Below are 24,302 nucleotides of genomic sequence, written 5' to 3'. Positions count from 1 at the left end.
GTCTTGCATTCACGAAGGCTCATGGCAAGTCTGTCGGCCATGATCATTCTGTCGCAAGCCCCCACCGACCAAACCTTCGTGCAGAACCCCTATGCGTTCTATCACATCGCGCGACAGCACGGCGATCTGGTGTACTGGCCCGAATATGACATGCCCGCTGCAGTGTCGCTGGCCGCCGTGCAGGCCCTGCTGCGCGACCGGCGGTTCGGGCGCGAGGTGCCACCCGAGCAGGCGACCGCGGGCCCAGACCACCTGTCGCCCTGGCTTGCTGTCGAGGCGCATTCGCTGCTCGAGGCCGAACCGCCCCGCCATACCCGCTTGCGGTCACTGGTGCTGCGCGCCTTCACCTCGCGGGCGATCACCGCGCTGGCGCCCGATATCGAACGCTTGTGCCATGACCTGATCGACGCCTTCCCGGACGCGCGCTTCGACCTGCTGGATGCCTATTGCACCCAGGTTCCGGTAATCACGATCTGCCGCCTGCTGGGTGTGCCCGAATCCATGGCGCCGCAACTGCTAGACTGGTCGCACGCGATGGTGGCCATGTATCAGGCCAGCCGCACGCGCCAGACCGAGGACGATGCCGCCCGTGCATCCGCCGCGTTCACCGCGTTTCTGAACGACTACGTCGATCAGCGCCGCTCAGACCCGCGCGACGACCTGATCACCCGGCTGATCGCCGCCGAGGAGGACGGCGAGAAACTTTCGCGCGATGAACTGATCGCCACCTGCATCCTGCTGCTGAATGCCGGTCACGAGGCGACGGTGCATTCCCTCGGCAACGGCGTGAAAACCCTGCTTGAGACGGGAACCGGGGCCGAGGCGCTGACAGCCGACCGCATCGACGCCACGGTCGAGGAGATCCTGCGCTATGACCCGCCACTGCACATGTTCACCCGGTACGCCTACGAGGAGGCCGAGGTATTCGGTCACAGCTTTGCCCGCGGCGACCAGGTGGCGCTGCTGCTGGGGGCGGCCAATCGCGACCCTTCGGTATGGGCCGCCCCCGACCGGTTCGACCCGACGCGCGAGATCCAGACCAACACCAGCTTTGGCGGCGGCCTGCATTTCTGCGTCGGCGCGCCGCTGGCGCGGCTGGAAATGCGCATCGCCCTGCCCATCCTGTTCGACCGCTGCCCCGGCCTGCACCTGACCGAACCGCCGGTCTATTCCAACAGCTACCACTTCCACGGGTTGCGACGGCTGATGGTGCGGGTCTGATCAGGCCTCGGCCAGCGCGTTAAGGGGCAGCATGGTGGTCGACTTGATCTCTTCCATCGACAGCAGGGCGGTCACGTTGTAGACCCGCACCTCGGAAATCAGCGCCTGATAGAACGCATCATAAGCCCGCGCGTTCCTGACCCGCACCTTGAGGATGTAATCGATATCGCCCGCCAGCCGGTGCGCCTCCTGCACTTCGGGACGATCACGCAGGGCCTTGAGGAACTTGCGCTGCCAGTCGGCCTCGTGTTCCGAGGTACGGATCAGTACGAAGAACGTGGCCTCGAACCCCAGCGCCTCGGCATCCAGCAGAACGGTCTGCTGCCCGATGATCCCGGCTCCCTTCATCTTGCGGATGCGATTCCAGACCGGCGTCTTCGAACTGCCGACGCGGGCCGCGATTTCGTCCAGCGACTGGCTGGCGTCGCGCTGCAGCTCGGCCAGAATTTTCCGATCCATGTCGTCAATGCGCACCGACATTCCAATTTTCCTTTCGTTTCGAAACTCACGTCCTGAATGGTGGATCCATTGGAACGTTCGTTCTTATTTGTCGCGCAATCTGGCGCATAATGGGGAATATTTCCTATATTGCAGGTCAAGTCAAACAACCGGCGGACCGCCCAGATGCAACAAACGCACACAGCCCAAAAGACCTACCATGTCGATTTCGTCGGCGCGGGTCCCGGTGATCCGGGCCTGCTGACGGTCAAGGCTCTGACCGCGTTCGACAGGGCCGACGTGGTGCTGCACGACCGGTTGATCAGCGACGCCATCCTGCAGATCGCCGGTCGCTCGGCCCGGCTGATCGACGTGGGCAAGGCCGGTTTCGGCCCCTCGTGGCGGCAAGAGGACATCGACGCACTTCTGGTACGGCTGGCCTTGGAAGGGCAGCGCGTGGTGCGCCTGAAATCCGGAGACGCCACCGTCTTTGGCCGCCTGGACGAAGAAATCGAAGCGCTGGATGCGGCGGGCATTTCCTGGGCCATCATTCCCGGAATCACCGCCGCCTCGGCCGCGGCCGCCAGCATCGGGCAAAGCCTGACGCGCCGAGGCCGCAATTCGTCGGTCCGGTTCCTGACCGGGCACGACATGCAAGGCTTTGCCGATCACGACTGGGCCGGGCTGGCGCGTCCGGGGTCGGTGGCCGCGATCTACATGGGCAAGAAATCCGCCCGTTTCATCCAGGGTCGCCTGCTCATGCACGGCGCCGACCGGGCCACGCCCGTTACCCTGATCGAAAACGCCTCGCGGCCCGACCAGCGGATTTTGGAAACCACCCTAGACCGGTTGGCGTCCGACCTGTCGCAAGCCGACATGACCGGCCCTGCGCTGATGTTCTATGGCCTTGCCCCGCGCGCCGCGGTCCGGGCCGCAACCGAATTGAAGAAGGAGCACGCCTGATGGCCCGCGCTTTTACACCGAAAGTCGTTACCGCCAACGATCTGCTGGAGGGCGACGTGATCTATCTGACCGCCGATGACCGCTGGTCGCGCGATCTGCGCGAGGCCGAGTTGATCACCGACGAAGCGCACGCGCAGCTGCGCCTGCTGGACGCGCAGCGGCAGGTGGACAAGATCGTCGGCGCCTATCTGGCCGATGCCGTCGCCGGGGAAAACGGCCCCGAACCCACCCATTTCCGGGAAGACTTCCGTCGGACTGGCCCGTCCAACTATGCCCACGGCAAACAGGAAACTTCCCCGCAGCCCCGGGCCTGACCTTAGGCCCCTCTCTCCCCGTAAAAAGGCCCCGGGCTCCGGGGCTGCAAAAAGGACAGCCAGACCATGTATCGCTACTCCGAGTTTGACAAAGCCTTTCTGGCCGAACGCAACAAGCAGTTCCGCGCCCAGGTCGAGCGCCGCATCGACGGTTCGCTGACCGAGGACGAGTTCAAGCCCCTGCGCCTGATGAACGGCCTGTATCTGCAACTACACGCCTACATGCTGCGGGTGGCGATCCCCTATGGCACGCTCAACAGCGCCCAGATGCGCCAACTGGCCCTGCTGGCCGAGAAGTGGGACAAGGGTTACGGCCATTTCACCACGCGCCAGAACATCCAGTACAACTGGCCCAAGCTGCGCGACGTGCCCGACATGCTGGACGCGCTGGCCGAGGTCGGCCTGCACGCGATCCAGACCAGCGGCAACACCATCCGCAACGTGACCGCCGACCATTTCGCCGGAGCGGCCGCGGATGAGATCGCCGACCCGCGCCCCTATGCCGAGCTGCTGCGCCAGTGGTCCACAGACCACCCGGAATTCCAGTTCATGCCGCGCAAGTTCAAGATCGCCATCACCGGGTCCGAGCACGACCGTGCCGTGATCAAGGCCCATGACATCGGCCTCCAACTTGTCGAGCGCGACGGCGTTCTGGGTGCCCGCGTTTTGGTGGGCGGTGGTCTGGGCCGTACGCCGATGATCGGCAAGGAGCTGTCTGATTTCGTCGCCTTCGACGACCTGCTGGCCTATCTCGAGGCCACCGTTTCGGTCTGGAACCAGATCGGCCGGCGCGACAACAAGTACAAGGCGCGCATCAAGATCACGGTGCATGAACACGGCATCGACGCGATCCGCGCCAAGGTGAACGAACGCTTCCTGCAGGTGCGCCCGCAGTTCAAGGGCGCCGACATGGCGCTGCTGGATCAGATCAAGGCGCATTTCGCGCCGCCCGCCTTCCGCGAAGGCTCGGTCGCGGCGTTCGAGAGCGCCTATTCCGACGATCCGGTCTTCCGGTCGTGGATCGACACCAACATTGCACCGCACAAGCAGGCAGATCACGCGATCGTCACGATCTCGCTCAAGAAGCACGGGGCAACGCCGGGTGACGCGACCGCCGAGCAGATGCGCGTGATGGCCGATCTGGCCGAGCAATACGCCTATGACGAGCTGCGCATCAGCCACGAGCAGAACGTGATCCTGCCGCATGTCCACAAATCGGACCTGCCCGCGATCCACGCCAAGCTGAAAGAGCACGGTCTGGCCACCGCGAACATCGGCCTGATCAGCGACATCATCGCCTGCCCCGGCATGGACTATTGCGCGCTGGCGACGGCCCGCTCGATCCCTGTCGCGCAGCAGATCGCGACCCGGTTCGACGAGCTGAAGCTGGAGCACGACATCGGCCACCTGAAGATCAAGATTTCGGGCTGCATCAACGCCTGCGGGCACCACCATGTGGGCCATATCGGCATCCTGGGCCTGGATCGCGCCGGAGTGGAGAACTACCAGATCACGCTGGGCGGAGACGCCACCGAAACGGCCGCCATCGGCGACCGCACCGGTCCGGGCTTTGCCTATGACGAGATCGTTCCGGCCATCGAGCGGATCATCGAGACCTATCTGGACCAGCGCGAAAGCCCCGAGGAGACCTTTCTGGAGACCTATCGCCGGATTGGAATGGTCCCGTTCAAGGCGGCCCTCTACCCCGAGGCCCGGGCCAATGCCGCTTGACGAAATCCAGACCGAGCTGGGCAAGGAGCGCCAGGCGCTGACCGAAAAGGTCGAGTCGCTCAACGCCCGCTACCGGCATCACAGCGCCCATGACGTGATGCATGGGGCGCTGGAAAATGCCGGCAAGATCGCTCTGGTTTCCAGCTTTGGTGCCGAGTCTGTGGTGTTGCTGCACATGGCTGCGGTGATCGACAAGAACACCCCGGTGCTGTTCGTGGACACCCAGATGCTGTTCGCCGAGACGCTGATCTATCAGCAGGAGGTGAGCGAGCGCCTTGGGCTGAAGAACGTGCGGGTCATCCGCGCCGACGAAGAGGACCTGCAGCGGGACGACCCCTATGGCGCGCTACGGCTGAAGGACCCGGACGCCTGCTGCACCCTTCGCAAGACGATCCCGCTGCAGCGGGCGCTGGCGGGTTATGACGGCTGGATCACCGGGCGCAAGCGGTTCCAGTCGGGCACCCGCGCCGCACTCGAGTTTTTCGAGGTCGAGGACGGCACCGGCCGGATCAAGGTCAACCCGCTGGCCCATTGGGCACCCGAAGACGTGCGCGCCTATATGGAAGAAAATCGGCTGCCGCGGCACCCGCTGGTGGCCAAAGGATACCCTTCGATCGGCTGTGCGCCCTGCACCTCGCCGGTGAAGGAGGGCGAAGACCCCCGCGCCGGGCGCTGGCGCGATCAGAACAAGGAAGAATGCGGCATCCATTTCGTGAACGGCAAGATGGTGCGCAGCGGAGAGAAAACATGAACGTAATCGTGACCGACCAGGGCTTTGCGCCCGACGACTGGACCGACGGCTTTGTCTCGCTGGACGATGCCGCCAATGACGTGGTGGCGCTGGACGTGACGTCGGACACCGACCCCGACGAACTGTTCGACCGGCTGGGCAATGCACAGATGGTGCGGGTGGATTTCCCCTCTTTCGCCGACGGGCGCGGTTTCACCATCGCGCGCGTCCTGCGCCTGAAGGGCTACACTGGCCGCCTGCGCGCCAAGGGGCACGTGCTGGCCGACCAATACGCCATGGCCCGGCGCAGCGGATTCGACGAGGTCGAGATCGACGCCGAGCTTGCCGCCCGCCAGCCCGAGGACCAATGGCTGGCCCGCGCCAACTGGCAGGGCCACGACTATCAGGCCCGCCTGCGCGGCTGACGCGACAAACGGGGCAATCTGCCCCCTTTTCCTGACATGGATCAAAGATTAAACGGAGATGCCGGTTTAGCAGACCGGCAGGTGAAACGATGACCGAGATGAAATCCGTGACCGAAGCAACCGCCGTGAAGGCCCCTACCCTGCCTGACGCTCAGACCGTCACCGAAGTGAAGCATTGGACCGACAGTCTGTTCTCGTTCAAGGTGACGCGCCCGCAATCGCTGCGGTTCCGCTCGGGCGAGTTCGTGATGATCGGCCTTCTGGGCGACAACGGCAAACCGCTGCTGCGCGCCTATTCCATCGCTTCGCCAGCCTGGGATGACGAGCTGGAATTCTACTCGATCAAGGTGCCGGACGGCCCGCTGACCTCGAAACTGCAGCACATCAAGCCGGGCGACCAGATCATCCTGCGGCCCAAGCCGGTGGGGACGCTGGTGCATGACGCGCTGCTGCCGGGCAAACGGATCTGGTTCTTTGCAACCGGCACCGGGTTTGCGCCCTTTGCCTCGCTGCTGCGCGAACCGCAGACATATGAGGACTATGACAAGGTCATCATCACCCACACCTGCCGCGAGGTGGCCGATCTGGAATACGGCCGCCAACTGATTGAGAAGATCAAGCAGGACGAGTTGCTGGCCGAGCTGATCGGCGAAGGCTTTGCCGACAAGATCCGCTATTACCCGACGACCACCCGCGAACAGAGCCCCAAGATGGGCCGGATCACCGACCTGCTGAAGGACGGCACCGTGTTCAAGGATCTGGGCATCGAGGGCGGGATCAAGCCCGAAACCGACCGCGCCATGGTCTGCGGGTCGCTGGCCTTCAACCACGACATCAAGGCCATTCTCGAAGAGTTCGGCCTGCGCGAAGGCGCCAATTCCGACCCGAAAGAGTTCGTGATCGAAAAGGCCTTTGTCGGCTAAAGTAGGAAATGGCCGGTGCCCCAGGCGCCGGCCGCCGCCCCGGGCGCGGTCGGGGCAAAGAATTTCGCGCGCCGCCTGCTTTATCCCGCTTGAAAGACGCGGGGTCTCAGTTTAAATTCCCGGCTCGAAATTCTGCAATTATCAAAGGAATGAACCCATAGCTCGCAGACCTCACAACGCGCCGCCGCAACGCGACACCGGCCCGCGCGTCAATGACAAGATCCGTGCCCCCGAAATCCGCCTGATCGGCGCCGATGGTGAAAATATCGGGGTGGTTCATCCCGCCAAAGCCATGCAACTCGCCGCCGACGCCGGCCTGGACCTGGTCGAGATTTCGCCCAACGCGAATCCGCCGGTCTGCAAGATCATGGACTTCGGCAAGTACAAGTACGAAACGCAGAAGCGCGAAGCCGAAGCCCGCAAGAAACAGAAAATCATCGAGGTGAAAGAGGTCAAGTTCCGGCCCAACACCGACACGCATGACTATGACGTGAAGATGCGGAACGTGGTCAAGTTTCTTGAGAAGGGCGACAAGGTCAAGGTGACCCTGCGCTTCCGCGGCCGCGAGATGGCGCACCAGAATCTGGGGCGCGAACTGCTTGAGCGCGTGGCCGAGGACGTCAAGGAAATCGGCAAGATCGAGAACATGCCGAAGATGGAAGGCCGCCAGATGATCATGATGATCGGGCCGCTGCCACAGAAGTAACCCAGCACCTGTTCAGGGCATCAAGGCTCCCTCGGATCGAGGGAGCCTTTTTCGTTGGCCGGCTCAGATCACCCGCGACATCGCGCGGCCCAGCTTTTCGACCAGTTCGTCCAGCTGCACTTCTTCGATGATGAATGGCGGCGCCAGCAGGATATGGTCGCCGTTCCGGCCATCGCGGGTGCCGGACATGGGATAGCAGATCAGCCCTTCGTCAAACGCTGCCTTCTTGATCTTCGCTGCCACGCCCAGGCCCGGATCGAACGGCGCGCGCGTGTCACGATCGGCCACCAGCTCGATCCCGCGGAACAGGCCGCGCCCACGCAGGTCGCCGACATTGGGGTGCTGGCCGAAAGCGGCCTGCAGCCTTTCGTGCAGCGCATCTCCCATCGCCCGCGCCCGCTCGGGCAGGTGGCGATCGGTCAGCTTCTGCACCACGGCCAGCGCCGCCGCGGTCGCGACCGGATGACCGACATAGGTATGCCCGTGCTGGAAGAACCCCGACCCGTCGCGGATCGCCTCGTAGATTGCCCCAGTACACAGGGTCGCACCGATGGGCTGGTACCCGGCCCCCAACCCTTTGGCGATGCACAGGATATCCGGCGCGACCCCATCGTGGTCGCACGCAAACAGGTGGCCGGTGCGGCCCATGCCGCACATGACCTCGTCCAAGATCAACAGAACGCCGTAGCGGTCACAGATTTCGCGGATCCGCTTGAAATAGCCCTCGACAGCCGGCACCGCCCCCAGCGTGGCCCCGACCACCGGCTCGGCAATGAAGGCCATCACGGTGTCCGGCCCCAGCCGCAGGATTTCGGCCTCAAGCTCATCCGCGACGCGCTGGCCATAGTCAAAGCTGGTCTCGCCGTCCCGCTTCTCGGCATATTCATAGCAGGGCGCGATATGGCTCATATCGATCAACATCGGCGCGAACTGCGCCCGGCGCCACGCATTGCCACCGGCCGACAGCGCCCCCAGCGTGTTGCCGTGATAGCTCTGGCGGCGCGCGATGACCCGCGAGCGCTCGGGCTGCCCGACTTCCAGGAAATACTGACGCGCCAGCTTGATCGCCGCTTCGGTCGCCTCGGACCCGCCCGAAACGAAATAGACCCGCTCCAGCTCGCCCGGCGCCTGTGCGATCAGCAGATCCGCCAGCGCCTCGGCCGGTTCCGACGTCATGAACCCGGTATGGGCAAAAGCGACCTTTTCAACCTGTTCCTGCACCGCGCGGATCACCTCTGGGTCGGAATGCCCCAGGCACGATACCGCCGCGTCGCCGCAATCCAGGTACCGTTTGCCCAGAGTATCGATCAGATAACACCCGTCGCCCTTGGCGGCTGTTGGCAACTGGGCCTTGGTGTGGCGGGGAAAAACATGGCTCATGTCAAAGTCCTTTCAAACGGGCCACAAGCGCCGCGACCGAGGCTGCGTTGTCCGGCCAGATATTTCCATCGGCGTCCGTCAGGCTGTTCTCGAACCCGACCCGCACATCGGCGCCACGACACGCAGCCGCAAGCAAACAGTCATGTTCGCGCCGGCCGAACGCACACACCATCCATGGCGCGTGGGTTTCGGGAAAGGCGTCCAGATCGGCGGGCAGGGATTCCTGGCCCGTCGCATAACGCCCTAAAACAAGCAGGCGTTCTTCCTGCCCGGCCCGCACGACACCGCGCGCCTGCCAGTCCCGCAACAGCTCCGCATCGGCCGCATCATACAGGATATGCTGAACCCGCGTGCCCTGTTCGGCGCACAGCGCATAAACTCGCTCTGCCAGCTGGGGCGCGCGGGCCATCTCTCGCACCGCGATCGACGCCCATGTGGGCTGAACCAGACGCAGGCAGTCGTATTGCGCTGCAACATCAAAGATGCCTGCCGCCTCGGTGGTGATCTGGATGTCCAGCGCGGGAACGGTGCGGCGCAACTCGGCCAGTGTCTCGCGGTATTTCCCCGCATCCAGCGAGTGCGTCCCGTCACCTTCACGCACATGCAGGTGCAGACCATCGGCACCGGCCGCATGGCAGGCCCGTGCCGCCGCCACGATCTCGCCGATCGTCAATGGGATCGCCGGGTGGTCCGAATACTGACGGCGCGCCCCATTCGGAGCGACCAGCACATAGGGAAGCATCTTTGGCCGTTGAGTTTCGCTCATGGTCTCATCCGTTCATTCTGCCCGAGATGTATACCTCAGCTCGCCGTTTTGTGATTGAAATTTTCATAACATATGTTTTTCTTCTCTCATGAAAAACTCGACCCCTCAACTGATCGACCGGCTGCGCCACGAGATCGACCGTATGCCGGCCCAGCTTCAGGCCGCCGCCAAGTATGTCATCGACCACCCGGCCGATTTCGCGTTGGATTCGATCCGCACCACGGCAGACAAGATCGGCGTCAGCACGAACGCGGTCATCCGGCTTGCACGGTACATGGGCTATGAGCGTTTCGAGGACTTTCGAAGACCGTTCCGCCACGACCTGACAACCGACCGGGAAGACCGGCTCAATCAAGGCTGGCTGTCGCGCATGGCCGAAAGCGGAGAGTTCGGCGCCGCCCAGGCGGGATTCGCCCGGAACGAGTTAAACGTGGTGGCGCGCTCTTTGCGCCTGCTGGATCCGGCCAAGGTGGAGCGCGCGGTGACACTCATGACTTCGGCGCGCAGGTGCTTCGTGACCGCCACGCGCGCCAGCTACGCGCTGGCCTATTATTTCCACTATGCGGGCCGAATGGCGCATCCCGGCCTGCACCTTATCCCGCGCCACATGGGATCAGCCATCGACGATCTTCTCGAGGCCGATCATGGTGACTGCCTGTTTGCCATGACGGTGCACCCCTATTCCGCCGATACGATCCAAGCCATGCGATTTGCCCGTAACCGGGGGCTTCGGCTGATCCTGCTGGCCGACAGCGACGTAATCGCGCCGGGCATTGACGCGGACGTGACCCTGACGGTCAGCACACGGTCGAGACATCTGTTTTCAAGCTTTTCCGGGTCCATGGCCGCAATCGAAGTTCTGCTGGGTCACCTTTTCGCGCAGAGCGGTGACGCCGCCGCAGAACGGGTCCGCCGATACCAGCAAGCCCGCGAAGACGCAGGCGCATATTGGCAACCCGCCAAACTGCCGCGCCTGCGCTCCAAATGAAAAGCCCCATCACCGGGGCTTTTCGCGGTTGCGATGTCAGATGCAGGCCTGCACGGCCCGTCGTGTCATCACGCCCACCAGGTGGGCGCGGTACTCCTTGCTGCCGTGCAGATCTCCGATCATGTTCATCGGGTTGACCCGCAGGTCCATCAGGGCATCGGGCCGGAACTCCTTGTTCAGCGCCTGCTCGGCCTCGGTCCAGCGGAACACACCATCCTCGCTGGCCCCGGTTACGGCCACCCTCACCCCACCGGCAAAGCGCGCGAGGAACACGGCAACCAATGCAAAGCGCGAGGCCGGCTGCAGGAATTTCTGATAGCTCGCAGCCTGCGGCACCGGGAACCGAACCGAAGTGATGATCTCCCCCTCGTCCAGTGCCGTGGTGAACATGCCCTGAAAGAAGTCATCGGCAGCGATCTGACGGGAATTGGTCACGACCACGGCACCCGATCCCAACACCGCCGCCGGGTAACACGCCGCCGGATCGTTGTTGGCCAGCGACCCGCCGATCGTTCCCCGATTGCGCACGGCCGGGTCTCCGATATGTCCGGCAAGATCGGCCAGCGCCGGATACTTGTCGGCAACCTCTCGCGCCACGGTCGCATGGGTCGTCGCTGCACCGATGGCAATCGATCCGTCATCCTCGACACACACCCCCTTCAATTCGGGAATGCCGCCCAGGCTCACCAGTGTCGTGGGCGCAGCAAGGCGCTGTTTCATCGTCGGGATCAGGGTCTGCCCGCCCCCCAACGCCTGTGCATCCTCCCCTGCCAATGCCGCAACCGCGTCGGCAATGGTCGAGGGACTCTTGAACTCGAAATTGTACATTTCGCTCTTCCTTTCCGAAAGGCGAGGAACCGCCCTTCATCTGGCTGTAAATATCCCGGGGAGCGCGAGGGGCTGCCCCCTCGCACACCAACCTCTCCACTCAGCTGTTCATCGCCGCCCAAACACGCGACGGGCTGACCGGCATGTCGATGTGGTCCACCGCCTTGCCACCCGAGTTCAGCGCATCGATCACGGCATTGACCACCGCAGGCGGCGATCCAATCGCCCCGGCCTCGCCGCAGCCCTTCACACCCAACGGGTTGTGCGTGCACGGCGTCTGGCTCGAATGATCCACGGTATAGAACGGCACGTCATCGGCCCGCGGCATGGCATAGTCCATGAAGGACGCGCTCAGCAGCTGACCGTTCTCGTCATAGACGCAGTTCTCGAGCAAGGCCTGACCGATCCCCTGTCCGATACCGCCATGCACCTGGCCATCAACGATCATCGGGTTGATGATGTTGCCGAAATCATCTGCTGCGGTGAACCGTTCGATGGTCACATGCCCGGTCTCGGGGTCAACCTCGACCTCGCAGGCATAGGCACCGGCCGGGAAGGTAAAGTTGGCCGGATCATAGAACGCGGTCTCCTCCAGCCCCGGCTCGACCTCCAGCGGAAAGTTGTGCGGAACATAGGCCGTCAGGGTCACATCGCCCCAGGCCACCGACTTATCGGTGCCGGCCACGGTGAACTGACCGTCTTTCAGCTCGATATCGGCCTCGGAGGCTTCCAGCAGATGCGCCGCGATCTTCTTGGCCTTTTCGATCACCTTCTCGGTCGCCTTGACCATGGCCGATCCACAAACCGCCAGCGAGCGCGAGCCATAGGTGCCCATGCCGAACGGGATCTTCGAGGTATCGCCGTGCACGATCTCGACCATCGACTCGTCGATGCCGATCATGTCGGCCACGACCTGCGGAAAGGCGGTCTCGTGCCCCTGCCCGTGGCTGTGCGCCCCGACCATGACGCTGATCGAGCCGGTGGCGTTCACCCGCACGGTTGCCGCGTCATACAGGCCCGCACGCGCCCCCAGCATCCCCACGATGTTCGAGGGCGCGATGCCGCAGGCCTCGATATAGCAGTTCACGCCCAGGCCGCGCAGCTTGCCCCGCGCCTCGCTTTCGGCGCGTCGCGCCGGGAAGCCCGCGAAATCGGCGGCCTGTTCCAGCTTGTCCATGGTGCCGTTGTAGTCGCCGGTATCATAGGTCAGCGCCACCGGCGTGTCATAGGGGAACTGCGTGATGAAGTTCTGCCGGCGCAGCGCCACCGGATCAACGCCCAACTCGCGCGCAGCCTTGTCGATCACGCGCTCCAGCTGATAGGTCGCCTCGGGGCGGCCTGCGCCGCGATAGGCATCCACCGGCACGGTGTTGGTGAACATCGCCCGCACGTTCACCTGAATGACCGGCGTCTTGTAGTTGCCCGCCATCAGCGTCCCGTGCAGCCAGGTCGGCACCGAACTGGAAAACGTCGACAGATACGCCCCCAGATTGGCATAGGTATGGGTCCGCAGCCCGACGAAATTGTTGTCGGCATCCAGCGCCAGCTCGATCTTGCTGACATGGTCGCGGCCCTGCGCATCCGACATGAACGCCTCGGACCGGCTGGCCGTCCACTTGACCGGGCGGTTGCACGCCTTGGCCGCGAAGGTGCAGAACGCCTCTTCTGCGTAGTGGAAGATCTTGGTGCCGAAACCGCCACCCACGTCCGGCGCCACGACGCGGACCTTGTGCTCGGGCAGGCCCAGCACGAAGGCACACATCAGCAACCGGATCACATGCGGGTTCTGCGAGGTGGTATAGAGCGTGTATTCATCGGTGCCCCGGCTGTATTCCGCCACGGCCACGCGCGGCTCCATCGGGTTGGCGACCAGACGGTTGTTCACCAGTTCCAAGGTGGTGACATGCGCCGCATTGGCGAACACCTCGTTCACCTTGTCATCGTCGGCCTCGCCCAACTGCCAGTCATAACAGATATTGTTTTTCAGATCGTCATGGACCAGCGGCGCGCCCTCTTCAGCGGCGGCTTTCATGTCCAGAACGGCGGGCAATTCCTCGATATCCACGTCGATTGCTTCGGCCGCGTCACGGGCCTGTTCCAGGCTGTCGGCCACGACGGCCGCGATCGGGTCGCCCACATGGCGCACCTTGCCTTGCGCCAGGATCGGGTGCGGCGGTTCCTGCATGGGCGCGCCATGCTTGTCGGTCACCTCCCAGCCGCAGGGCATGCCGCCCACGCCTTCGAAATCTTTGCCGGTAAACACCCGAACCACGCCGGGCATGGCCTCGGCGGCGGACGTGTCGATGCTTTTGATCCGGCCATGTGCGATGTCAGATCGCAGAAAATACACATAGGCCTGACCGCGGATGTTGATGTCGTCGGTGTAGTTGCCCGCCCCGGTCAAAAAGCGCACGTCCTCGCGGCGCTTGGAACTGGCTCCGATGCCACTGTCTTTGGGCATAGCTTGTTCTCCTCCCATAAACGGATGCTTGTGCGCATCCCTGTCATCCCACGGGCGCCTCCTCCTGCGCCCGCAGCGGCATCACTCGGCAGCGATGTGGCTGACGTCCTGGCCGGACGCGGCCATGATCGCCTTGACGATGTTGTGGTACCCGGTGCAGCGGCACAGGTTGCCTTCCAGGTATTTGCGGATTTCGGCCTCGGTCGGGCGTGGGTTTTCCTTCAGCAGGGCCGCCGCCGACATCACCATACCGGGCGTGCAGAAACCGCATTGCAGGCCGTGATGATCCTGAAACGCCTGCTGGATCACGTTCAGCGATCCGTCCGGGTTGGCCTGCCCCTCGATGGTACCGACCTCGGCCCCGTCCGCCTCGAGCGCCAGCATGTTGCAGGACTTCACCGCCGCGCCGTTCACATGAACCACGCAGGCGCCGCATTGGGCCGTGTCACAGCCCACATGGGTACCGGTCAGCGACAGGTGATCGCGCAGAAAGCTGGACAGCAGCGTCCGGCCCTCGACATCACCGCTCACGGTCTTGCCGTTCACGGTCATTGAGACCTGTGTCATAAGTTCCTCCCATTTTCGTATTTATCCTTGGCCCGAGTTAAACACGGGAAAAGTCGTTTGAGAACAAAAATCTTGGCCGTTTCGAACCCGTCCGTTGGGGGGCAATTGCCAACATGTATTGCAGGTCGCCAGCGGAGCGAAACTGCCGTTACGTCACTTTGCGTTTCGCGCGGGGTTGCGGACGGGTCGGGATTTCCTTGAGCAGACCGCCGACGCCCATCGCCGCGATATCGGCACCCGTCGTCGGGATCCCGCAGGCCACCCGCGAGAGCACCCAGTCGGCCCCGTTCAACGCGGGCGAGCGTGCGCATCCCGGCAAACCGATGACCGGCCGCTTGCCCAAAGCCCCGAGAAACAACAGGTTGCCCGGATCAACCGGCATGCCGAAGCGCTCCACCTGTCCGCCCGCGCGCCGAACAGCCTGCGGCGCGACGTCCTCGACATCGGATGTGGCCGAGCCGGTCAGGATCATCACGATATCGGTGTTCATCCGGGACAATGCCTGCGCCAGAGCGTCGATCGCGTGCGGAACGATCTGCACGTCGTCCAGGCTCAGACCCAGGGCCTCGACCCGGCCGCGCATCGCGGCGATACCCTTGTCGTTGGGCGGCCCGCCGGGGATGTCGGTCACCACCAGCCCGGCGCTGCCAAACTTCGGCGTGGCAAGGCGAATGGCTCCCTTGGCCAGCTTCGCCGCACGCTGAACGTCCGCCAGCGGCACCGCGTAGGAAATGACCTTGATCGTGGCGACCATGCCGCCCGCACCCATCTGCTGATGCTGAGGAACGGTGGCCACCGTGATCATCGGGTTGACCTGATTGAACGCAAGCAGAGCCTCAACGTCCAGAACGGCAACCCCAGCTTGATCCGCAATCAGGTTGACGCGGCCCGTAAACGGATCGGTCACGCGCAAGTTGGCACCCTTCGGATCCGGGGTCAGCGCCGCGGCCAATTGGCGCGCGGCCTCGTCCTCGTGACAGTCGCCGGGTTCCAGCCGCGCTACGACCACCTCGGACACGCCCGCCTCGGTCAACAAGGCAACATGCGCGTCGCCTAGCATCATTCCCTTGCGCAGCTTTTTCGTGCCAGCCATGACCGAATGCGCAAGGATCGCACCCTTCGCGTCCGCAACCGGTAATGGGCCGAACTTCATGCCTTGCCCCGCAGCACGGCCGTCATCTGCGCGATGATCGCAACAGCAATCTCAGCCGGTCCTGCCGCACCGATATCCAGACCGATCGGCCCATGAATGCGCTGCAACTGCGTTGCCGAGAATCCCGCCTCGGTCATCCGCTGCACCCGTTTGGCATGGGTGCGCGACGACCCCAGCGCGCCGATATAGAACACGTCCGAGTTCAGCGCAGCCTGCAGAGCCGGATCATCCAGCTTGGGGTCGTGGGTCAGCAGAACCATCGCCGTGCGCGCATCCAGACCGATGCTGGCCACGGCCTCGTCCGGCCAGTCGGTCAGCAGCTTTTCACCGGGAAAACGGGATTTGGACGCAAACGCCTCGCGCGGGTCGATGATGATCGGGTCATAACCCGCGATCCGCACCATCGGCACCAGTGCCTGCGCGATATGGACCGCGCCCACCACGATCAGCCGCAAGGGCGGGTTGTGCACGGCCACGAAGGTCTGACCATCTTCTTCGAACCCCGAGCGATCCATGCGCAGCCGGTCTGCATAGGCGTTGCGCGGCAGCGCGCGGTGGCCGGTCTCGACGTTGACCTCATAGGCCATGGGCTCGCGCCGCGCCCGCGCCGCCACCAGTTCGGCCAGCATCGGTTCTGGCAGGACCGAGCCCACCGGCTCGACCAGAACCCGGATCGTGCCTCCGCAGGCCAGCCCGACGGCAAAGGCATCCTCGTCGCTGACACCGAATTCCAACAGGCGCGCCTCGCCCTCCTGCATGGCCTCGAGCGCCTCGACGATCACCGCGCCTTCGACACATCCGCCCGAGACCGAGCCTTCGATCCGGCCGTCGCCGCCGATGACCAGCTGGGCACCCACCCGCCGGGGCGCGCTGCCCCAGGTTTCGACGACGGTGGCCAACGCGGCGCCACGCCCTTTGCGGAACCACGCCAGAGCCGTTTCCGGGCTGTTGTCAAATCTGTCCATCGGAGCCTCCCGCCTGATCCGCTTCAACATAAGCAGGTTTTGCGGGATGAAAAGCAACCCGGCACGTCACCGCGCGCCGGGCTTTCAAGGATATGCGCAGCGGGCCGTCACTCGGCCGGATGCGCTTGCCCTGAGGGTTGGCCCAACAGCCGTTCGGGCAGCGCAAAGGCAATGGCGATGAACGCCAGGCCCAGAACAAAGCCCAGAATGTCGCCAGGCAGGCCTGTTACAGCATCATAGCCCGACCCCGGTACGATACCGAGTGTTACCTTTCCGCCCCAGATCGGGTCGAGCAGGCCGCTGGCCTTCCACATCGGATAGGTCATCATGTAGGCCGCAGCGCCCAGCAATCCGCCCGCCACGAAGAACAGCGCGTCCTTGCGTCCCGAGGCCGCGGCCACCAAGCCCGTTCCGGGGCAAAAGCCGGCCATCGCCCAGCCGGCCCCCAGCAGCAGCCCGCCCAGGAAGACGCCGGCATAGGCCGCCTTGATCGACATGTGGCCCACATCGACCAGCCCGATCATCTGACCGCCGAACATCAGAACCGAACCAAGACCGATGGCCAGCATGATCGCCTTGGCCAACCGCAGATCCGTCAGGTTCAGCATCTTGTTGATGGTCGAAGGGTTCGACGCGCCGGCCCGATCAAGGACCGCGCCAAATGCGACCCCGATGACAATTGCAAGTATGATGGACATCATGGCTCAGGCCTCCTTCTTGAACATCAGGATCGAAACGGTGATCGCGGCGGCAAAAGCTCCGGCGGCGAAAATGTACCCGCTGACGGCCGTCTGCATCATGCCCGACATCATGTGTCCGGACGTGCAGCCCCCGGCCAGCCGTGCCCCGTACAAAACGATGAAACCTCCCAGAAAGGCGACCAGATAGCGTTTCAACGGGTCGTCGCCGTAATTCGCCCGCCACAATGCGGGAACCTTGCGGTCCTGGCCCTCGATACCGCCCCGGGCCCTAGCCGACAGGAACCCGCCCAACATCATCGCAAGGACGAAGACAAAGGAATAGTTCAGCGGGTTCGCAACCGATTTCGCGTATTTGCCCCCGGATTTCGCCAGATATGCGTTGGTCGAGGTATAGCCCTCATCGGTTGCGGTCACGAAATCCGGGTTGACGGCATCGGCGATGATGCCGTCCAGAATGACGAACTGCGTGGACACGCCGATCGGCTTGACCAGCAAGATCGCCAAAAAGAACACAAGGCCGAGCAGAATTCCACCCGCTTTCCAGGTCATTGGCATGGCATTTCCTCCTGAAGATTCTCACATTCCATTTCCCTTATATTTTAAGCATTCCGTTTCCTGCATGATTTGGATCAAATGGCCCGGGAGCCTCCGGTTGATTAACGCGAGCCGCCGCTCTACGCTCGCGGCGCCGGTCTGCGGTATCCCTGATTTTCGAGATTTGGAGACGAACATGTTGAAACACATTTCCGCATCTTTCTTGGCGGCGCTTGTCGCGGCAGCCCCCGCCTGGGCAGACACATTCGAAAAATACGGAGAGGTCGAGGGCTGGAAGGTCTTCATCGACAACGACAAGAAATCCTGCTTGATCGAGGCCGTGGACGACGTGGAAAACGTGGTTCAGATGGGCCTGACCGAAGATCGCGGCGTGGGATATGTCGGGGTCTTTACCAAGGCCGAAACCGACATCAAGCGTGGCGAGAAGGAAGGGGTAGCGATCCTTTTGGGCGACAACCTCTATGTCGGCGAGGCAACTGGCATGAAGGGCAACATCACCAAGGGCTATTCGGGCGGCTATGTCCTGTCGGACGATCCGCAATTCGCCGATGATCTGGCGCGCCAGAAGGTGATGATCGTCTTCCCCGAGAAGTCTTTTGGCTTCACCGTCGATCTGACCGGCACCTACAAGGCCATGGAAATGGCACGCGAATGCAATGAGAAACTGATGCAGTAACTACTATGACAAAGCCGCCATCAGGCGCGCTTTTTCTCCCTGGTCGTCGGGTCTTGAGATCACGGCGGCCAGATCCTCGAGCGATGCAATAGAGTGACCGGCGCGGAAGCTGTCCACATGCGGCAGCATGGCGGCGACGCCCTGCGCCTTGGGCGCGAACCCGTCCCAGCGCAGCAGCGGGTTAAGCCAGATCAGTCGACGGGCCGACAGGTGCAGGCGTTCGATCTCTTTTTCCAGCAGATCGGGGTCACCCCGTTCCAGCCCGTCTGTGATCAGCAGCACGACGGCCCCCTGCCCCATAACTCGGCGCGACCAGTCTCGGTTGAACTGGTGCAGGCATTCGCCGATGCGCGTGCCGCCCTCCCAATCCTGCGCCTCGGCCCCGGCGGCGGCCAGCGCCGCATCGACGTCGCGCTGATGCAGGTGCCGTGTGATGTTCGTCAGCCGCGTGCCGAAGGTGAACGCATGCACCTTGGCCCAGCCGGCCCCCTTGGCGTTCGAGACCGTGTGCAGGAAGTGCAGGATGATCCGGCTGTACTGGCTCATCGACCCCGAGATGTCACACAGCGCGATCAGGTTGGGCCAGCGCGGTTTCGGTTGGACCAGCGCGATCTCTCGCAGTTCGCCGCCCTGGCGCATGGCCGCGCGCAAGGTGCGCGCCCGGTCGATCCGCCGACCCAGATGGCTGGCTTGACCACGGCGCGAGGCGATCGGGTCCACAGGCAATTGCAACCGTGCCAGAATGCGCTTGGCCTGCGCGGTTTCCGCGGTGCTCATCTGTTCGAAATCCAGCGACCGCAGCCGTTCCTCGGACGAGGCGGTCTGAGTGGCGTCAATCTCGATTTCGCTTTCGCCCTCTTGCTCCGCGCCTTTCGGTTCGTCCCGTTCGACACCGTCCAGCAAGGCCTCGGCCGCGCGTTTTTCGCCGGCCTCGGCCGCGCGTTCCTCCTGAACTCCGCGAATGGCCGGCAGCATCATCGACATCATATGCTCCAGATACCTTGGATCGCGCCAGTACAGGCGGAAGATCTGGGCAAACACGGTGCGATGCTCGGGCCGATTCACGAAACAGGCGTGCAGGGTCCAATAGAAATCCTGCTTGCGGGTGAAGCCCGCCGCCTGCACCGCGCGGATGGCGTCGACTACGCGGCCCGGGCCGATCGGCAGCCCGGCTTTGCGCAAGGCGCGCGCGAAATGGGTGATGTTCTGCGCCAGTTTCGGATCGACCGGGATATCCAGCGGAAGCTGTTCGGCCATCGCTAGGCCCCCGGAGTGTTTTGGCGCCGCGACGACATCAGACCGGTTCGAGCGTGGCTTTGGCCTGATCCAGAATGCGCTTGGCCTCGGAGCCCTGCAGTTTCTGGATGTCGTCCTGGTATTTCAGGATCGCGCCCAGCGTGTCGCCGATCACCTCGGGGCTGAGGTTGATCACGTCCAGCGCCAGCAAGCATTTCGCCCAGTCGATGGTCTCGGCCACGCCGGGTTTCTTGAACAGGTCCTCGGTGCGCAGGTGCTGGACAAAGGCCACCACTTCGCGGCTCAGCGCCTCGGCGGCCTCGGGCGCGCGGGCGTGCAGGATCTCCAGCTCGCGGTCGAAATCGGGGTAGTCGACCCAGTGGTACAGGCAGCGGCGCTTGAGCGCGTCATGCACCTCGCGCGTGCGGTTCGACGTGACGATGACGATGGGCGGTTCGGGCGCCTTGATCGTGCCGATCTCGGGGATGGTTACCTGGAAGTCGCTCAGCGCCTCCAGCAGGAAGGCCTCGAACGGTTCGTCGGTGCGGTCCAACTCGTCGATCAGCAGCACCGGCGGGCCAGCCGGGTCGGGCTCCATCGCCTCGAGCAGCGGGCGGCGGATCAGATAGTCGCCGCTGAACAGTTCCTCCTGCAGACCCTTCCGGTCGGACCCTCCGACCGCCTCGGCGGTGCGGATGGCCACCATCTGCGCGGGAAAGTTCCATTCATAGACGGCCGAGGACGCATCGAGCCCTTCATAGCACTGCAGCCGGATCAGGCGGCGGCCAAGTCCAGAGGCGAGGGCCTTAGCGATCTCGGTCTTGCCGACACCCGCTTCACCTTCCAGAAACAGCGGCCGGCCCAGTTTCAGCGACAGGAAAACCACGGTGGCCAGGGCGCGGCTACAGACATAGCCCTGTTCGCCCAGCATCTTCTGAACGGCGTCGATGGTATCTGGCTGGCTCATGTGTCTCTATCTCCCTTGGCACAACAGGTCATGGCTGCCGCTGCGCGTCAAGACCGTGATCTTTCCGGGACTTGCGGCAATCTGGTCGTCTGGCAAGGTTTGTTGTCACTTTCCCGTGCGGCCTACCTGTGCTAGCCCGGCGCCATGACCGATACTCTGACGCTCCGCCGCCCCGATGACTGGCACCTGCATCTGCGCGATGGCGCCATGCTGCAGGCCGTCCTGCCCGAAACCGCCCGCCATTTCGCGCGGGCCATCATCATGCCCAATCTTGTGCCCCCGGTGGTGACCGGCGCTCAGGCCGCGTCCTATCGCGACCGTATCCTGGCCGCCCTGCCCGAAGGCATGAGCTTTGAGCCGTTGATGACCCTGTACCTGACCGAGGATACCGACCCCGACGACATGGCCGCGGCCCATGCCAGCGGTCTGGTCAAGGCGGTCAAGCTGTACCCGGCAGGGGCCACGACCAACTCGGCCTCGGGCGTGCGGGATTTCGACAGGGTGCGCCCCGTGCTGGAACGGATGGCCGAGATCGGCCTGCCGCTCTGCGTGCATGGCGAGGTCACCGATGCCGAGATTGACATCTTCGACCGCGAGGCGGTGTTCATCGACCGCGTTCTGGACCCGATCCGCAAGGCCACGCCGGGCCTGCGCGTGGTGATGGAGCATATCACCACCCGCGACGGAGTGGAGTATGTGCGCGCGAACGAAACCGACCTTGGCGCAACGATCACCGCGCATCACCTGATCATCAACCGCAACCACATTCTTGTGGGCGGGATCAAGCCGCACTACTACTGCCTGCCCGTCGCCAAACGCGAAGAGCACCGAAAGGCTCTGGTCGATGCCGCGACCTCGGGCGACGAACGGTTCTTTCTGGGGACTGACAGCGCCCCGCATACCGACGCCAACAAAGAGACGTCCTGCGGCTGCGCGGGGTGTTTCACCGCCACGAACACCATGTCGCTGGTGGCCGAGGTCTTTGACCGCGCGGGTGCTCTGGACAAGCTTGAAGGGTTCACCTCGGTCAACGGGCCCAGGTTCTACCGGCTGCCCGTCAACGATCAGACCATCACCCTGCAGAAGGGCGAACCGATCACCTACCCCGACAAGATCGAAACGCGCGATGGCCCGGTCACCGTGTTCGACCCCGGCTTCCCGCTGCACTGGCGCGTGGTCTAGTCAACCAATCGTTTTGCCAGATCCGCTGCGCGCCCGCCGGTGCGCAGCATCGACCAGATCGCATCCGCTTCGTCCGCGCCGATCAGTTTGGCGGCCTTGTCACGGACCCGGTCCTCGCGTTCGGAAATCGAGATCGGCGCGGCCAGATCGTGGGTCGCCTCGCGCCGCGCCCCGTCCCGCCGCAGCAGCGCCAAGCGGGCCTCAGTCTCGGACAGCGTTTCATCCGCTTCGACCGTGATCCGGTCGCGCAGCGATTGCAGGCGCGGATCGGCGCAGACTTTGTCCGTGTAACTTTCAGGCAGGGCCGTATCGTATCCCAGCGCCTGCATCGCGATCACCGTCCGATAGGAGAATTTGGCGCCCAGCCCGGTCGTCGGCGCGGTCTGATTGCAGACGCTCATCCAACGGGGATGGGTGCGAATCTTGATCTCGGCCACCTCGGGTTCGGCGATGTCCAGATCGCGCGCCGCCTCGAGCGCGGCGTGCAGCCCGTGGCAGCAGGCGTGGAACTTGTGGCTGACGCTTTCGATCAGCCACTCATCCCCAAGTCCCGACAGAGCTGCAGCGGTGTCATCGGCACCGTGATGCGTCGCGCCAAACCCGAACGGACCGGTCAGGGCGTCGGGATTGGGAACGAACCCCCGCTGCACCAGCAGCGCGGCCTCGACCCCGACCGAAGCAGCCTGCCCCGCATTGTAAGGCTTGCCCATGGTGCCAAACTGCGCCTTGAGGCCCGCCGCCCGGGTCGCGGTCAGCCCCAGAATCCGGCGCATGGCCGCCGGATCGCATCCCAGCAGGCGGGCAGCTGCCACGGCCGCTCCGAACGCCCCCGCCGTCGCGGTCTGGTGAAACCCGACCTGATAATGCCCGCGCCCCAGCCAAAGGCCGACACGGATGGACAGCTCCATCCCCACCAAGGCCGATTCCAGCAGATCGACGATGGGTTGGTCCTGCCATTCGGCCACGGCCAGTGCGGCGGGAAACACCGCCACCGAGGGGTGGCCGATGTGGGCGAAATGCGTGTCGTCATAGTCCAGCGCGTGCGACACCGTGCCGTTGACCAAAGCCACAGCGCGCATCGGCGCGGTCCCGCCGCCGAACAGGGTGGCCTGTCCGGACCCGCCTTCGTCCAGCACCATCTCCCGCAGGATGCGCGAGACCGGTTCGTTGACGCCTGCGCGCCCGACCGCCAACCAATCGAGCGCGGACAAAGACGTGACGATCCTAGCCTGCGCAGTCGTGGACGCGGGACCCGCGGCGAATTCGGAAAGAGCGCTTGTGAAATCAGTCATGCGGCGCAGTCTAACGTACGCCTGCGCCGGGTAAACCCTCAGCCGTAGAGGCTGGCCGCGCGTTGTTCGAAGGCGCGCACGATCCGGTGCATCGCCTCGTTGAAGACCACGCCGATGATGCCTTGCAACACGGCGTTCTTGAACTCGAAATCCACGTGGAAGGATACGTTGCAGCCGCCTTCGGGGGCGTCCTCGAAATGCCAGTCGGATTTCATGTATTTGAACGGGCCGTCCAGGTATTCGGTGTCGATCTTCCTTTGATCGGGGTGCAGCGTAACCCGGCTGCCGAACCGTTCGCGGAACACCTTGAACGAGATCACCAGATCGGCCTCCATCACCTGCGCCTCGCCCGCCGCATAGGTCCTCCGGATCCGAGCGGCTGCACACCAAGGCAGAAACTCGGGGTATTTCGCCACATCCGCGACCAGATCATACACCTGCTGCGCGCTGTATGGGAGGTGGCGAGTTTCCGAATGAGTGGGCATGGCAACCTGGGCATTTGAAACGTGACAATGGCGCGTCATGTCGTATGTTGCGCGCCAAAGATCAAGGGGGCAGCCATGGGCCAGCGCGCATATGTGATAGATGAGATGATCTCGGCCAAGGCCATCGCGGCACGGATCGAGGAATTGTGCCGCGAAATCACTCGCGAATTCGGCGATACCGACAAGCTGGTGGTCGTAGGCCTGCTACGCGGCAGCTTCGTGTTCATCGCCGACCTGGTACGCGAACTGGACCTGCCGATCGAGGTCGATTTTCTTGAGGCGTCCTCCTATGGCGATTCAATGGAAAGCAGCCGGGAAGTGCGCATTCTCAAAGACTTGCGCGGCGCAATTGAAGGACGCGACGTGCTGGTGGTCGAAGATATCGTCGACACGGGGCACACGCTGAACCACGTCACCAACCTGTTGTGCAGCCGCCAGCCAAAACGGCTCAAGTCGATTGCCCTGCTGGACAAACCCAGCCGCCGCGAGGTCGATTTCCGCGCCGATTGGATCGGCTTTGAGATCCCGGACGAATTCGTCGTGGGCTATGGCATCGACTATGCGCAACGCAACCGCAACCTGCCCTTCATCGGCAAGGTCCGCTTTACCCAAGACTGATCCCGCCGCGGATTCGAGGCCCCATGATCCT

At 63.7% G+C, this 24,302-nt stretch carries 25 protein-coding genes and 1 pseudogene; 12 read left to right on the top strand and 14 right to left on the bottom strand.

All coding sequences use genetic code 11. From position 1 onward, the window contains the following. Positions 1-39 precede the first annotated feature (39 nt). Entirely contained in the window at positions 40-1,221 is a 1,182-nt protein-coding gene (locus tag AC2FMN_RS11305) for a cytochrome P450 (RefSeq protein WP_496688361.1), read from the top strand. Here AC2FMN_RS11305 and AC2FMN_RS11300 read toward each other — a convergent pair whose 3' ends face one another. Beyond that, positions 1,222-1,701, bottom strand: a complete 480-nt coding sequence (locus AC2FMN_RS11300) for an Lrp/AsnC family transcriptional regulator (protein ID WP_149775231.1) — start codon at positions 1,699-1,701, stop codon at positions 1,222-1,224. 162 nt (positions 1,702-1,863) lie between these two features. Here AC2FMN_RS11300 and cobA point away from each other — a divergent pair. The 7 genes and pseudogenes from cobA to infC all read left to right on the top strand — a co-directional run. After that, a pseudogene (cobA, locus tag AC2FMN_RS11295) lies at positions 1,864-2,622 on the top strand (uroporphyrinogen-III C-methyltransferase); the annotation flags it as partial. Then, entirely contained in the window at positions 2,622-2,936 is a 315-nt protein-coding gene (locus AC2FMN_RS11290; protein WP_005983495.1) for a DUF2849 domain-containing protein, read from the top strand. The pseudogene cobA and the gene AC2FMN_RS11290, both read left to right, overlap by 1 nt. Positions 2,937-3,002: 66 nt before the next feature. Beyond that, complete coding sequence (locus AC2FMN_RS11285; RefSeq protein ID WP_496688254.1) at positions 3,003-4,667, top strand: nitrite/sulfite reductase; 1,665 nt, start codon at positions 3,003-3,005, stop codon at positions 4,665-4,667. Beyond that, a complete protein-coding gene (locus tag AC2FMN_RS11280; RefSeq protein WP_496688252.1) occupies positions 4,657-5,418 on the top strand; it encodes a phosphoadenylyl-sulfate reductase in 762 nt (253 codons plus the stop codon). Before AC2FMN_RS11285 ends, AC2FMN_RS11280 begins: the two co-directional genes overlap by 11 nt. Then, positions 5,415-5,822: a DUF934 domain-containing protein gene (locus AC2FMN_RS11275; RefSeq protein WP_496688250.1), complete on the top strand. Its 408-nt coding sequence runs from the start codon at positions 5,415-5,417 to the stop codon at positions 5,820-5,822. The genes AC2FMN_RS11280 and AC2FMN_RS11275 overlap by 4 nt, the downstream gene beginning before the upstream one ends. An 89-nt stretch (positions 5,823-5,911) precedes the next feature. Next, on the top strand, positions 5,912-6,745 hold the full coding sequence (locus AC2FMN_RS11270) for a ferredoxin--NADP reductase (protein WP_496688249.1): 834 nt from the start codon (positions 5,912-5,914) through the stop codon (positions 6,743-6,745). A 115-nt stretch (positions 6,746-6,860) separates the two neighbouring features. Continuing rightward, entirely contained in the window at positions 6,861-7,451 is a 591-nt protein-coding gene (gene infC / locus AC2FMN_RS11265; protein WP_490360621.1) for a translation initiation factor IF-3, read from the top strand. A 63-nt stretch (positions 7,452-7,514) separates the two neighbouring features. On the opposite strand, the gene AC2FMN_RS11260 is transcribed toward infC, so the two are convergent. Beyond that, the gene (locus AC2FMN_RS11260) at positions 7,515-8,831 is read right to left on the bottom strand and encodes an aspartate aminotransferase family protein (protein ID WP_496688247.1); all 1,317 of its coding nucleotides are present in this window, start codon (positions 8,829-8,831) and stop codon (positions 7,515-7,517) included. 1 nt (position 8,832) lies between these two features. Further along, complete coding sequence (locus tag AC2FMN_RS11255; protein WP_496688245.1) at positions 8,833-9,597, bottom strand: beta-keto acid cleavage family enzyme; 765 nt, start codon at positions 9,595-9,597, stop codon at positions 8,833-8,835. 88 nt (positions 9,598-9,685) lie between these two features. Here AC2FMN_RS11255 and AC2FMN_RS11250 point away from each other — a divergent pair, with 88 nt between their 5' ends. Further along, positions 9,686-10,585 carry a MurR/RpiR family transcriptional regulator gene (locus AC2FMN_RS11250; protein WP_496688244.1) on the top strand — a complete coding sequence of 300 codons (900 nt, stop codon included), beginning with the start codon at positions 9,686-9,688 and terminating at the stop codon, positions 10,583-10,585. A gap of 36 nt (positions 10,586-10,621) precedes the next feature. Here AC2FMN_RS11250 and AC2FMN_RS11245 read toward each other — a convergent pair whose 3' ends face one another. The 7 genes from AC2FMN_RS11245 to AC2FMN_RS11215 all read right to left on the bottom strand — a co-directional run bounded on the left by AC2FMN_RS11245 (position 10,622) and on the right by AC2FMN_RS11215 (position 17,815). Continuing rightward, positions 10,622-11,413: an FAD binding domain-containing protein gene (locus AC2FMN_RS11245; RefSeq protein ID WP_496688242.1), complete on the bottom strand. Its 792-nt coding sequence runs from the start codon at positions 11,411-11,413 to the stop codon at positions 10,622-10,624. Between the two features lie 100 nt (positions 11,414-11,513). Next, positions 11,514-13,874, bottom strand: a complete 2,361-nt coding sequence (locus AC2FMN_RS11240) for a xanthine dehydrogenase family protein molybdopterin-binding subunit (RefSeq protein WP_496688240.1) — start codon at positions 13,872-13,874, stop codon at positions 11,514-11,516. A gap of 81 nt (positions 13,875-13,955) precedes the next feature. Further along, the gene (locus AC2FMN_RS11235; RefSeq protein ID WP_073279505.1) at positions 13,956-14,441 is read right to left on the bottom strand and encodes a (2Fe-2S)-binding protein; all 486 of its coding nucleotides are present in this window, start codon (positions 14,439-14,441) and stop codon (positions 13,956-13,958) included. Between the two features lie 148 nt (positions 14,442-14,589). Continuing rightward, positions 14,590-15,594, bottom strand: a complete 1,005-nt coding sequence (locus AC2FMN_RS11230; protein WP_496688238.1) for a molybdopterin-binding protein — start codon at positions 15,592-15,594, stop codon at positions 14,590-14,592. Further along, a complete protein-coding gene (locus AC2FMN_RS11225; protein WP_496688237.1) occupies positions 15,591-16,559 on the bottom strand; it encodes an XdhC family protein in 969 nt (322 codons plus the stop codon). The genes AC2FMN_RS11230 and AC2FMN_RS11225 overlap by 4 nt, the downstream gene beginning before the upstream one ends. Positions 16,560-16,666: 107 nt before the next feature. Next, complete coding sequence (locus tag AC2FMN_RS11220) at positions 16,667-17,260, bottom strand: DUF6691 family protein (RefSeq protein ID WP_496688235.1); 594 nt, start codon at positions 17,258-17,260, stop codon at positions 16,667-16,669. A gap of 3 nt (positions 17,261-17,263) precedes the next feature. After that, positions 17,264-17,815 carry a YeeE/YedE thiosulfate transporter family protein gene (locus AC2FMN_RS11215; RefSeq protein ID WP_496688233.1) on the bottom strand — a complete coding sequence of 184 codons (552 nt, stop codon included), beginning with the start codon at positions 17,813-17,815 and terminating at the stop codon, positions 17,264-17,266. Between the two features lie 175 nt (positions 17,816-17,990). On the opposite strand from AC2FMN_RS11215, the gene AC2FMN_RS11210 reads away from it, so the two are divergent. Beyond that, a complete protein-coding gene (locus tag AC2FMN_RS11210; protein ID WP_496679754.1) occupies positions 17,991-18,491 on the top strand; it encodes a hypothetical protein in 501 nt (166 codons plus the stop codon). 3 nt (positions 18,492-18,494) lie between these two features. On the opposite strand, the gene AC2FMN_RS11205 is transcribed toward AC2FMN_RS11210, so the two are convergent. Further along, positions 18,495-19,748 (bottom strand): vWA domain-containing protein, encoded by a 1,254-nt coding sequence (locus AC2FMN_RS11205; RefSeq protein ID WP_496688231.1) that lies wholly within the window; start codon positions 19,746-19,748, stop codon positions 18,495-18,497. Positions 19,749-19,785: 37 nt separating this feature from the next. Further along, positions 19,786-20,694, bottom strand: coding sequence for an AAA family ATPase (locus AC2FMN_RS11200; protein ID WP_496688230.1), 909 nt, complete (start codon positions 20,692-20,694; stop codon positions 19,786-19,788). A 144-nt stretch (positions 20,695-20,838) separates the two neighbouring features. On the opposite strand from AC2FMN_RS11200, the gene pyrC reads away from it, so the two are divergent. Next, positions 20,839-21,876: a dihydroorotase gene (gene pyrC / locus AC2FMN_RS11195; protein WP_496688229.1), complete on the top strand. Its 1,038-nt coding sequence runs from the start codon at positions 20,839-20,841 to the stop codon at positions 21,874-21,876. On the opposite strand, the gene AC2FMN_RS11190 is transcribed toward pyrC, so the two are convergent. Together AC2FMN_RS11190 and AC2FMN_RS11185 are read right to left on the bottom strand one after the other, a co-directional pair. Further along, a complete protein-coding gene (locus tag AC2FMN_RS11190; RefSeq protein ID WP_496688228.1) occupies positions 21,873-23,168 on the bottom strand; it encodes an MmgE/PrpD family protein in 1,296 nt (431 codons plus the stop codon). The genes pyrC and AC2FMN_RS11190 overlap by 4 nt on opposite strands. Positions 23,169-23,206: 38 nt before the next feature. Then, on the bottom strand, positions 23,207-23,653 hold the full coding sequence (locus AC2FMN_RS11185; RefSeq protein ID WP_496688227.1) for a type II toxin-antitoxin system RatA family toxin: 447 nt from the start codon (positions 23,651-23,653) through the stop codon (positions 23,207-23,209). A 75-nt stretch (positions 23,654-23,728) separates the two neighbouring features. Here AC2FMN_RS11185 and hpt point away from each other — a divergent pair, with 75 nt between their 5' ends. Beyond that, positions 23,729-24,271, top strand: coding sequence for a hypoxanthine phosphoribosyltransferase (gene hpt / locus AC2FMN_RS11180; RefSeq protein ID WP_496688226.1), 543 nt, complete (start codon positions 23,729-23,731; stop codon positions 24,269-24,271). Positions 24,272-24,302 lie beyond the last annotated feature (31 nt).

The sequence above is a fragment of the Ruegeria sp. BHSC037 genome (assembly GCF_059613045.1).
Note: the sequence above shows the minus strand (reverse complement) of the source record. Positions and strands in the feature narration are given on the sequence as shown.

Bases quoted from the DNA above. Each gene is read 5' to 3' on its own strand.
- AC2FMN_RS11305 (WP_496688361.1), top strand. From the start codon at position 40: ATGATCATTCTGTCGCAAGCCCCCACCGACCAAACCTTCGTGCAGAAC.
- AC2FMN_RS11300 (WP_149775231.1), bottom strand. From the start codon at position 1,701: ATGTCGGTGCGCATTGACGACATGGATCGGAAAATTCTGGCCGAGCTG.
- AC2FMN_RS11290 (WP_005983495.1), top strand. From the start codon at position 2,622: ATGGCCCGCGCTTTTACACCGAAAGTCGTTACCGCCAACGATCTGCTG.
- AC2FMN_RS11285 (WP_496688254.1), top strand. From the start codon at position 3,003: ATGTATCGCTACTCCGAGTTTGACAAAGCCTTTCTGGCCGAACGCAAC.
- AC2FMN_RS11280 (WP_496688252.1), top strand. From the start codon at position 4,657: ATGCCGCTTGACGAAATCCAGACCGAGCTGGGCAAGGAGCGCCAGGCG.
- AC2FMN_RS11275 (WP_496688250.1), top strand. From the start codon at position 5,415: ATGAACGTAATCGTGACCGACCAGGGCTTTGCGCCCGACGACTGGACC.
- AC2FMN_RS11270 (WP_496688249.1), top strand. From the start codon at position 5,912: ATGACCGAGATGAAATCCGTGACCGAAGCAACCGCCGTGAAGGCCCCT.
- AC2FMN_RS11260 (WP_496688247.1), bottom strand. From the start codon at position 8,831: ATGAGCCATGTTTTTCCCCGCCACACCAAGGCCCAGTTGCCAACAGCC.
- AC2FMN_RS11255 (WP_496688245.1), bottom strand. From the start codon at position 9,597: ATGAGCGAAACTCAACGGCCAAAGATGCTTCCCTATGTGCTGGTCGCT.
- AC2FMN_RS11250 (WP_496688244.1), top strand. From the start codon at position 9,686: ATGAAAAACTCGACCCCTCAACTGATCGACCGGCTGCGCCACGAGATC.
- AC2FMN_RS11245 (WP_496688242.1), bottom strand. From the start codon at position 11,413: ATGTACAATTTCGAGTTCAAGAGTCCCTCGACCATTGCCGACGCGGTT.
- AC2FMN_RS11240 (WP_496688240.1), bottom strand. From the start codon at position 13,874: ATGCCCAAAGACAGTGGCATCGGAGCCAGTTCCAAGCGCCGCGAGGAC.
- AC2FMN_RS11235 (WP_073279505.1), bottom strand. From the start codon at position 14,441: ATGACACAGGTCTCAATGACCGTGAACGGCAAGACCGTGAGCGGTGAT.
- AC2FMN_RS11230 (WP_496688238.1), bottom strand. From the start codon at position 15,594: ATGAAGTTCGGCCCATTACCGGTTGCGGACGCGAAGGGTGCGATCCTT.
- AC2FMN_RS11225 (WP_496688237.1), bottom strand. From the start codon at position 16,559: ATGGACAGATTTGACAACAGCCCGGAAACGGCTCTGGCGTGGTTCCGC.
- AC2FMN_RS11220 (WP_496688235.1), bottom strand. From the start codon at position 17,260: ATGATGTCCATCATACTTGCAATTGTCATCGGGGTCGCATTTGGCGCG.
- AC2FMN_RS11215 (WP_496688233.1), bottom strand. From the start codon at position 17,815: ATGCCAATGACCTGGAAAGCGGGTGGAATTCTGCTCGGCCTTGTGTTC.
- AC2FMN_RS11210 (WP_496679754.1), top strand. From the start codon at position 17,991: ATGTTGAAACACATTTCCGCATCTTTCTTGGCGGCGCTTGTCGCGGCA.
- AC2FMN_RS11205 (WP_496688231.1), bottom strand. From the start codon at position 19,748: ATGGCCGAACAGCTTCCGCTGGATATCCCGGTCGATCCGAAACTGGCG.
- AC2FMN_RS11200 (WP_496688230.1), bottom strand. From the start codon at position 20,694: ATGAGCCAGCCAGATACCATCGACGCCGTTCAGAAGATGCTGGGCGAA.
- pyrC (WP_496688229.1), top strand. From the start codon at position 20,839: ATGACCGATACTCTGACGCTCCGCCGCCCCGATGACTGGCACCTGCAT.
- AC2FMN_RS11190 (WP_496688228.1), bottom strand. From the start codon at position 23,168: ATGACTGATTTCACAAGCGCTCTTTCCGAATTCGCCGCGGGTCCCGCG.
- AC2FMN_RS11185 (WP_496688227.1), bottom strand. From the start codon at position 23,653: ATGCCCACTCATTCGGAAACTCGCCACCTCCCATACAGCGCGCAGCAG.
- hpt (WP_496688226.1), top strand. From the start codon at position 23,729: ATGGGCCAGCGCGCATATGTGATAGATGAGATGATCTCGGCCAAGGCC.